This window comes from Parasphingomonas frigoris (genome assembly GCF_036663815.1).
GTDB lineage: Bacteria > Pseudomonadota > Alphaproteobacteria > Sphingomonadales > Sphingomonadaceae > Sphingomonas.
On record NZ_JAXOJQ010000007.1, the window covers coordinates 141,752 to 151,800 of the forward strand.

At 68.4% G+C, this 10,049-nt stretch carries 5 protein-coding genes; 4 read left to right on the top strand and 1 reads right to left on the bottom strand.

Annotation, left to right across the window (positions count from 1 at the left end; all coding sequences use genetic code 11):
• The first annotated feature begins 22 nt into the window (after positions 1 to 22).
• Genes U1872_RS19065 through U1872_RS19080 form a run of 4 tightly spaced genes read left to right on the top strand, consistent with a single transcriptional unit; the run spans position 23 to position 4,985 of the window.
• Positions 23 to 2,491, top strand: coding sequence for a TonB-dependent receptor (locus tag U1872_RS19065; RefSeq protein ID WP_332794500.1), 2,469 nt, complete (start codon positions 23 to 25; stop codon positions 2,489 to 2,491).
• On the top strand, positions 2,488 to 3,210 hold the full coding sequence (locus U1872_RS19070) for a tetratricopeptide repeat protein (RefSeq protein WP_332794501.1): 723 nt from the start codon (positions 2,488 to 2,490) through the stop codon (positions 3,208 to 3,210). Before U1872_RS19065 ends, U1872_RS19070 begins: the two co-directional genes overlap by 4 nt.
• Entirely contained in the window at positions 3,204 to 3,887 is a 684-nt protein-coding gene (locus U1872_RS19075) for a Fe2+-dependent dioxygenase (protein WP_332794502.1), read from the top strand. Before U1872_RS19070 ends, U1872_RS19075 begins: the two co-directional genes overlap by 7 nt.
• Positions 3,888 to 4,985, top strand: coding sequence for a PepSY-associated TM helix domain-containing protein (locus tag U1872_RS19080; protein ID WP_332794503.1), 1,098 nt, complete (start codon positions 3,888 to 3,890; stop codon positions 4,983 to 4,985). It abuts the gene before it with no gap.
• Between the two features lie 132 nt (positions 4,986 to 5,117).
• On the opposite strand, the gene U1872_RS19085 is transcribed toward U1872_RS19080, so the two are convergent.
• Positions 5,118 to 9,722 carry an NAD-glutamate dehydrogenase gene (locus U1872_RS19085; protein WP_332794504.1) on the bottom strand — a complete coding sequence of 1,535 codons (4,605 nt, stop codon included), beginning with the start codon at positions 9,720 to 9,722 and terminating at the stop codon, positions 5,118 to 5,120.
• Between the last annotated feature and the right edge of the window lie 327 nt (positions 9,723 to 10,049).

The following is a 10,049-nucleotide window of genomic DNA, read 5'->3' on the forward strand; positions in this document are numbered from 1 at the left end:
CCAACGAATAAGGGGAAACCAATTGTCTCGCTCCGCTGTCCGCAAGCCTGCCTATCTCGCCATGACCTGCGTCGGTGCCTTCGCCGCGCATCCGGCGTTCGCGAACGACGCCGCGCCTCCGCCACCCGCGGCGGACGCCGACCCCGACCAGAAGATCGACATCATCGTCAACGGCCACCGCGAAGAGCGTCCGCGCGACCCCAAGCTGGTGGCGCCGCTGGTCGACACGCCCAAGTCCATCCTGGTTCTCGATAAGTCGGTGATCGAGCAGACCGGCTCGACCACGCTCCAGGATGCGTTGCGCACTGTGCCGGGCATCACCTTCGGCGCGGCCGAGGGTGGCAATCCGATCGGCGACCGGCCCTTCATCCGCGGCTTCGACAGCCAGGGCTCGATCTATGTCGACGGCGTGCGCGACCTCGCGTCGCAGAGCCGCGAGATCTTCGCGATCGATTCGGTGCAGATCGTGCGCGGGTCGGATTCGACGCTCGGCGGGCGTGGCAGCGCGGGGGGCACGATCAACATCCTGAGCAAGCTGCCGCAGCTGCGCACCTTCGGTTCGGTCGCGGCGAGCTATGGCAATGGAGATTACAAGCGCGTCGTCGGTGACCTGAACGTCAAGCTGAGCGACACCGCGGCATTCCGGATCGAGGGCATGTGGCACGACCAGGACGTCGCCGGGCGCGACGCGATCTACCAGCGCCGCTGGGGCGTCGCGCCGAGCGTGACGATCGGGCTCGGCACCGACACGCGGCTGACCGCCAGCTATTATTACATGGAAAGCCACGAACTGCCCGACGCCGGCATTCCCTATCTCTACACGATCGGCAATGCGCCTGGGACGGGCGCGATCCGCACCGAACCCGCGCTCGGGCGCATCACCACCGCGACCGGCCAGACCGGCACCGTCGCGCGCTCGACCTTCTACGGCCTGACCGATCGCGATTTCCGCGACACGACGACCAACCAGGCGACGCTGCGGGTCGAGCATGATTTCGGCGGCATCACGCTTCGCAACACCGCGCGCTACAGCGCGTCCGACCAGGCCTACATCTTCACGCTGCCCGACGATTCGACCGGCAACATCTATGGCAGCGGGCAGGTGTGGCGCCGGTCGAACACGCGCTACAGCTATTCCAAGAGCATCGTCGACCAGCTCGACCTGTCTGGCAGCTTCACGACCGGCGCGATCAAGCATGATTTTGCGGTCGGCGCCGAAGTGTCGTGGGAGAAGGCGCGGCGCGGCACCTTCGTCACGCGGGGCTATCTCAACGCGAGCGGAACCGAGATCCTGTCGAACGGGTCGACCATCTCGCCGCGCTGCAACGCCGCGACGGTGTCGCGTTACTATTGCGCGAGCATCTTCACGCCCAACCCCAACGATCCGTGGGTCAATTACGCCAGCGACACGTCGACGACGCCCTCGGCGATTGTACGCTCGCTGCCGATCGAGGAGACGCAGAACGACGCCGAGACGCAGGCGCTCTACGGCTTCGACTCGATCACGCTGCTGCCGTCGCTGATCCTCAATGTCGGCGCGCGCTACGATCGCTTCACCTCGCGAGTCACGCCGGGGCAGGCCGCCAATGCGACGCGGGCATTCCAGTTCTCGCGCACCGACGAGCTGTTCAACTGGCAGGCTGGCCTGGTGTTCAAGCCGACCAAGGAAACCAGCCTCTACGCGAGCTACGCCACCGCCGCGACGCCGCCCAACAGCCTGTTGGGTGAGGGGCGCGAGGACAATGCGCTGCCGACCACCGTCGCGACCGCGAACGCGCTCGACGCGCTCAAGGTGCAGAAGACCAAGTCTTACGAGGTCGGCGCCAAGGCGAGCCTGTTCCACGAAAAGCTCGCGCTCGCGCTGGCGGTGTTTCAGACCGATATCGCCAATGCCCGAGTGACCGATGCCAACAACAACATCGCCTATCTCGGATCGACGCGCATCCGCGGGGTCGAGCTTACCGCGAGCGGCGCGATCCTGCCGGGCTGGACGGTGTTCGGCGGCTACACCTTCCTCGACGCCAAGATCGTCGACGGCGGGTTCACCGCGCTGACGGCGGCGGCGAACGGTGCGGCGGCGGCCAAGACGGTGCTGGTGCCCTCGGTCAACACCGGGAAGGCCGTGCCGCAGACCGCGCGCAACAGCTTCACGATGTCGACCAACCTCGAAGTGACCAAGCGCTTCTCGGTCGGCGGCGGCGCGTATTACATGGACAAGCAGAATGGCGGCTATGCCGACAATCGCACCGCGACGCAGACCAGCGCGGGCGTGGTCACCGTCAATCCCGCGACCAAGATCCTGACGCGCGGCATTCCGAGCTACTGGCGCTTCGATGCGCAGGCGCGCTTCAAGCTCAACGATCGGCTCCAGCTGTCGGTCAACGCGCAGAATTTGACCGACAAGGTCTATTACACGCAGACTTACACGAGCCATTATGCCTCGATCGCGGCGGGGCGCACGGTGTTCGGCACGGTGCAGGTCGCGTTTTGAGCGCGCTGTCCGCGGCCGAGATTGCCGCGCGGCTCGCCGGATCGGCGGAGGAGCGCGCTGCCTTCCTGCGCGATTGCGCCGATGACGGGGTGGCCGAGGCGCAGGCGCTGTACGGGCAGTTGCTGCTCGACGGCGCGGGCGTCGCGCGCGATCCCGCCGCGGCGCTCGGCTGGTTCGTGCGCGCGGCCGCGCAGCATCATCTGATGGCGATCAACATGGTCGGGCGCTGCTACGATCTCGGCTGGGGCACCGTGCCCGACAAGGCGCGCGCGGCGGATTGCTACCGAATCGCCGCCGAGCGTGGGCTCGACTGGGGCATGTACAATTACGCCACCTTGCTCGCGCTCGGCGACGGGGTGGCGGAGGACAAGCAAGCGGCGTTGGCGTGGTTCCGCAAGGCCGCGGCGCTCGGGAATGCCAAGGCGCTAAACTTCGTCGGCAGCTTCCACGAGGATGGCTGGGTGGTCGAACGCGACCTGGCGGCAGCGGCGCTCTGCTATGCACGCGCGGCGCAGGGCGGGGATTTTCGCGGGGCGTTCAACCATGCGCGGATGCTCGGCGCAGCGGGGCGGATCGAGGATGCGATCGGCTGGCTCAAGCGCGCGGGCGCCGGCGCGACGCCGGCCTTCGTCGAGAAAGCGGCGGCGTGGCTTGCCGCATCCGAGCTGCCGGCGTTTCGGGTGCGCGGGGTCCAGGCGATCCGGGCGGCGGCATGCTGACCGTCGTCCCCGACCTGCTCGATACGGCGCAGGTCGCTGCGCTCCGCGCAGTCATCGACGCCGCCGACTGGATCGACGGCAATGCCACGTCGGGCCATCAGTCCGCGCTCGCCAAGCACAACGCGCAATTGCCCGAGGAGTCGGAGGCTGCGCGGCGCGGCGGGGCGATCGTGCTCGATGCGCTCGCGGCCTCACCGTTGTTCGTCGCGGCGGCGTTGCCGCTGAAAGTGTTCCCGCCTTTGTTCAACCGCTATGCGCCAGGCGATGGCTTCGGCGCGCATGTCGACAGCGCGATCCGGATCCGCCGCGGCAGCGATTTTCGCATCCGCAGCGACCTGTCGGCGACGCTCTTCCTCGCCGATCCCGACAGCTATGACGGCGGCGAGCTCGTCGTGCAGACGCAGTTCGGCGAGCAGAGCGTCAAGCTGCCGGCGGGGCAGATGGTGCTTTATCCGGCGTCGAGCTTGCACCATGTCGCGCCGGTGACGCGTGGGGTGCGCGTCGCCTCGTTCTTCTGGATCCAGTCGATGGTGCGCGACACCGATTCGCGCGCGATGCTGTTCGAGCTCGACACCGCGATCCAGTCGGTCGCTGGTCGGCTGGGGCAGGGCGACGGCGAGATCGTCCGGCTCACCGGCGTCTACCACAATCTGTTGCGCCGCTGGGCGGAGGTTTGAGTGAGCAAGATCAAGATGCGCAATGCCTGGTTCCAGGTGCACAAATGGATCGGGCTGCTGCTGGCCGTGCTGATCATTCCGCTCTCGGTGACGGGGGCGGCGCTGGTGTGGGACGATGCGCTCGACCATGCGCTCAACCCGCAGCGCTATGCGACGAGCGGCGGCGCGAGCGTGGCGCCCGAGCGCTATGTCGCGGCGGTGCGCGCGGCGCTCGCGCCTGGGGAGCGGATCACGGCGCTGACCTTGCCCGATTCGCCGGTCGAACCGGTCGTCGTCACCGCGACCAGCGCGGCCAAGCCGAAGCGGACGCCGGGACCGCCGGCGCGCAAGACGGTGTGGCTCGATCCGGCTAGTGCGCGCGTGCTCGATACCGCCGGTAGCGGCGGCGGGCTGCTCCGCACCTTCCATATGATCCACGGATCGCTGCTGATTCCCGGCGTCGGGCGGCAGGTGGTCGGCTGGATCGGCGTGGCGATGCTGCTGTCGTGCGTGTCGGGGCTGTGGCTGTGGTGGCCGACGGTCGGGCGCTGGGTGCGCGGCCTGCGCTGGCGGCGGCATCGCAACACCGACACCAATCTGCATCATCTGTTCGGCTTCTGGATCGCGCTGCCACTGTTCGTGCTTTCGCTGACGGGGGCGTGGATCTCGTTTCCCAAGGTGTTCGGCGGCGGACCGCCGGGCGGACGCCCCGGCGGCGCGCGGCCGGTTCCGCTCGCGACGCCGCAGCTGCCGGTTGACGGCGTGATCGACCGTGCGGACGGGGTGCTTGCCGGTAGCGTCGCCAGGATCGAGTGGCCAACCGACCAGAAGCCGGCGTGGAGAGTCTCGTTCGTCGATGAGCCCCGCAGCGTTGTGATCGACGATGCCAGCGGCGTGGCCAAGGTCGTGCCGCCCGCGCCCGAATCGCTCGCGCGGACGATGCGGCGGATCCATGACGGCACGCAGATGGGGCTCGTCTGGCAGATCGTGATCTTCCTCGGCGGCTTGCTGCCGGCGATCCTCGCGGTGACCGGGATCATCATGTGGTGGCGCTCGCGCGGCTGGCGCGCGCAGGTGACGGCGCGGCAGCGGGAGCGGGAAACTGTCGGGGTGCGGTGACCTCGCCGACCTGATGCTAAAACGTCACCCCGGGCTCGTCCCGGGGTCCACCGGGCCTCGCGTCCTACCTTGGCAGATCGCGCGGCACGGTGGGCCCCGGAACTAGTCCGGGGTGACGGTTAGGTCTTCGCGTTACCGCCCCAGCACCACCCGCGCCTGGCCCGCAATCTGCGCCAGCATCGCCGCATTGGGCGCCGGCGCCAGCCGTGCGCGATCGACCACCGCCTTGAACTGCGCGACACGGCCGGCATTGTCCGTCAGCCAGCGCTCGACCAGCGCCTGCGGATCGTTCCCGACCCCCTTGGCACCGCGGCCGAGGAATTCGAGCCGCAACTGCTGGAAGTCGCGCGCGAGCCCGGCGATCAGCAGCCGCTCCCACGGGTCGCTCGACGCGATCCGCGCGGCATTGGCCTGCGCCCAGTCGAGCCCGAGCGCCTGGCCAAGCCGCGTGAAGGCGCGCGTGAGCACTGCTTCGTCGAGCTTGAGCCGCTCGCCGAGATCGGCCAGCCCGACCGCGCCGTCGAGCTCGAACAGCCGCACGACCTTCTGCACCAGCTTCTTGGGCGCCCCCGCCGTCTCGAGCGTCGCGGCGATGCGCGCGCTCTGCGCGCTCGCTTCCTCGAGCAGCAGCGCCTTGGTCTGCTTGTCGAGCGCGCGAATTCCCTTCGACAGCCGCGCGAGCACTTCGGCCGGCCCGGTACCGCTCTTGGTGACGCGCAGCAGATCGGCGATCTGCGACCGCGTCGCCACCGCGACCTCGTCGAACAGCGCGATCCGCGCCGCCTCGGGCATTTCGGCGGTCTCGATCTCGCGCCACAGCGCCGGCAGATCGAACAATCGCTCGGCGACCACGAAGTTCGCCGCGATGTCGCTCATCGCAGCGCCTTCTTCCTCGGCCAGCTCGAAGGGATAGAGCACGCCCATCCGGTTGACGATGCGGTTGGCGAGCTTGGTCGCGACGATCTCGCCGCGCAGCCGGTGCTGGTCGATCGCGGCGCCGAACTTCTTGCGCATCGCCGGCGGGAAGGCGGCGTGGAGATCGGGCGCGAGTTCGGGATCGAGCCCCAGTTCGGACTGCTCGATCGCCGCCTGTAGCGCGAGCTTGGCGGTCGCCAGCAGCACGGCAAGCTCGGGCCGCGTCAGCCCGCGGCCTTCGGCCGAACGCCGCAGCAGATCGTCATTGCCCGCCAAGCCTTCGACCACGCGGTCGAGCGAACCGCCTGCCTCGAAGATCTCGATCAGCCGGACATAGCTCGGTACGTCGCGCGCACCGTCGGCCTCGGCGATCGACAGTGCCAGCGTCTGCAGGCGATTGTCCTCGAGCACGATATGCGCGACGTCGTCGGTCATGCTGGCGAGGAAGGCGTTGCGCTTCTCATAGCCCAGGCGGCCTTCGATCATCTCGCGGTTGAGCGCGATCTTGATGTTGACCTCGTTATCCGAGCAATCGACGCCCGCCGAATTGTCGATGAAGTCGGTGTTGATCCGGCCGCCACGCGCGGAGAAGGCGATGCGCGCGGCCTGCGTGACACCCAGGTTGGCGCCTTCGCCGATCGCGGTGGCGCGCAGATCCTCGGCATCGACGCGCAGCCGATCGTTCGCGGGATCGCCAACCGCGATGTTATTCTCGGCTCTCGCCTTCACATAGGTGCCGATCCCGCCGAACCAGATCAGGTCGACCGGGGCCTTGAGGATCAGCGAGATCAAAGCGCCCGGCTCGATCTCGCTCGCCTCGATGCCGAGCGCGGCGCGGATCTGCTTGGAGAGCTTGATCACCTTGTCGGTGCGCGGGAAGACGCCGCCACCCTTCGAGATGAGCGAAGCGTCGTAATCCGCCCACGACGAACGGGGGAGGGCGAACATGCGCGACCGCTCGGCCCAGCTTGCGGCGGGGTCGGGGTCGGGATCGAGGAAGATGTGGCGATGATCGAACGCCGCGACGATCTTCAACGTCTGGCTGAGCAACATGCCGTTGCCGAACACGTCGCCCGACATGTCGCCGCAGCCGACGACGCGAATCGGTTGCGTCTGCACGTCGATCCCGCGCTCGGCGAAGTGGCGCTGGACGCTGACCCACGCGCCCTTGGCGGTGATTCCCATCGCCTTGTGATCGTAGCCGACCGAGCCGCCGCTGGCGAAGGCATCGCCGAGCCAGAAATTATGCTCGAGCGCGATCGCATTGGCGACGTCGGAGAAGGTCGCGGTGCCCTTGTCGGCGGCGACGACGAAATAGGGGTCCTCGCCGTCGTGGATCACGACGTCGGTCGGATGCACCACCGCGCCCTCGACGATATTGTCGGTGATCGACAGCAAGGTGCGGATGAACACGCGGTAGCTCTCGGTGCCCTCGGCGAGCCACGCATCGCGATTCGCCGCGGACGGGAGCTGCTTGGGATAGAAGCCACCCTTCGCGCCGGTCGGGACGATCACCGCATTCTTGACGCGCTGCGCTTTCATCAGCCCAAGAATTTCGGTGCGGAAGTCGTCGCGCCGGTCGGACCAGCGCAGGCCGCCGCGCGCGACCGGGCCGGCGCGCAGGTGGATGCCCTCGACCCGCGGCGAATAGACCCAGATCTCGCGCCACGGCACGGGGGCGGGCAGGCCGGGGATAAGGTGGCTGTCGAGCTTGAACGCGAGCGCGATCTGGCCGGCGGCGGCTAACGCATTGGTGCGCAACGTCGCCGTGATCACGCTGCGCAGCGAACGCAGGATGCGATCGTCGTCGATCGCCGAGACCGCATCGAGCCCGCTATCGATCGCCGCATCGGCAGCTTCGACACCGGCGCGCGCGCGTGCGGGATCATGCGCCGCGGCGAATCGCTCGATCAGCGCGGCAGCCACCTTCGGCGCGCGACGCAGCGCGTCGACCACGGTGACGAGGCCGTAGGTCAGCCCGGCCTGGCGCAGATAGCGGAACCAGGCGCGGAACAGCAGTACCGAGCTGGGCGCCATCCCGGCGTCGACGATCAGCCGATTGAACGCGTCATTCTCGGCCTTGCCCTCGAGCACCGCCTGGATCGCGTCCTCGAGCACGGTGGTGTCGGCCGAGAGCCGCACGCCCGCCGCCTCGACCAGGAATTCGTGGACGAAGCCCTGTTCGACATCGGCGAGCGCGGTCGGCAATTCCTCGATCACGCGGAAGCCGAAATTCTCGAGCACCGGCACCGCGTCGGACAGCGCCAGCGCACCGCCGAGGCGATAGATTTTGAGGCGCGCCGCGCCCTTGGCATCGCGGTACATCCGCACCGAACGCGCCTCGGGGGTTTCGAGCCGGGCGAGCCGGATGATGTCGTGCGCGGCTTCCTCCGCCGGATTGGCGGCGCGGTAGCCCGCCGGGAAGGTCGCCGCGTGTCGCAGCGCGAGCCGCGTCGCGCGCGCCGGCTCGACCAGCTCGGCGAGCGCCGCTTCGACCGCGGGCGCCCAGCCGCGCACCATCCGCGCGATCCGCGCGTCGAGCGGGCCGGTCTCGGGCATCACGCCCTCGCCACGCACGTCGATCGTGAAGCGGATCAGCGCGGTTACGTCGTCCATCGCGATCGCCCAGTTGAGCAGGCTGCCATTGGCCGCCTCGACCAGCATCTCGCCGATCGCGACGCGCCGCGCGGTGGTCAGATCGTCGCGCGGCAGCCAGACGAAGGCGAACAGGTGCCGCCCGAGCACGCTGCGCACGAGCACCAGCTTGGGCCGTGGGCGATCGGCGAGCGACATCGCGGTCAGCGCGACATTCTCGAGCGCCTCGGGGGTGAAGGCGGTGATCAGGTCGTGCGGCAGCGCGGCGAGCGCGTGCGTCAGCGCCTTGCCGGTATGCCCCTTGGGGTCGAAGCCGAACTTCTGCTCGAGCGCGGCGAGATGTGCGCGCAGCACCGGCACGTCTTGCGGCGCGGCGTTGAGCGCGCTGCTCGTCCACAGCCCGGCGTGGATTGACAGGCCGACGACCGTCTTGGCGTCGCGCACCGGCACGACCGCGAGATCGAGCGGGAGGTGGCGGTGGACGCTCGAGATGAGATTGGACTTGAGCAGCAGCGGCGCTTCGCCACCATCGCTGAACCATTGCATCGCCAGCGCGCGCGAGGCCGCGGCGAGCATCGGCACCGGCTGCGGGTTGCGCGCGAGGCCGAGCGTCGTCTCGGTCGCGCCGCGCCACGATTCATGGCCGAGCAGAGTGAAGTTGCGGTCGAGCAGCCACGCGAGCAACGCCGCGCCTTCGCCTGGCGGGAGGGTGGCGATGTCGGCCGCCATCGCGTCCTGCAGCGGCTGCCAGTCGTTCACCGCCGCGCGCACGTCGGCGAGATTGCGTTCGAGCGCGGTAACGAGCTCCCGCCGTTCGCGCGCATCGGCACGTTCGAGCTCGATATAGATCATCGATTCGGCAGGGCCGGTATCGTCGACGCTCAGCAGGGTACCGCGGGTATCGCGCGTGACGCCGAGCACGGGGTGAATGATTCGGTCGATCGAGATGTCGTGCGCGCCGATCGTCGCGGCGATCGAATCGACCAGGAAGGGCATGTCGTCATTGACGATCGCCAGCCGCATCCGCCGGCGCGGGTCGGTGCCGGGCAGCGGCTCGAGCGCGACGGTTGCGGTTCCGGGGGTCCGATGCTCGGCAGTGGCCGCGACGAATGCCGCGGCATCTGCCCGTTCGGCCTTGCCGAACCCCTGTATTTCGCCCGGAAGAGCACCCTTGGTCAGTCGGGCAGCAAGCGCGTCCGACAGCGATTTCAGCGTGGTTTTAGCCATCGCGACCCTATGCGCCGGTCGTTGGCCGACCTCAAGACTTGTGGCGCTGCACAATGATCGCGGGCGGGGGGCGCATATCTGACGGGCGGGGGTAGCGGGCGCCCACTGACCTGTCGCGGAACCGGTGACGGCGATGCTCGTTGGGGCGCGGACCGAACAAAATGCAAAATATGCGTTGACCGCCGCGATTCACCCCCCTAGAGGAGTTGAACCGCAGCGACGGACCACACGGTTCGCTTCTGCAGTCACCAAATTGTCGGCGCCGAGGGGCTCTTTGAAAGAAGGGCATTTCCTTAGCGTCGGTATTTTGCGCTCTTTGACATTGTC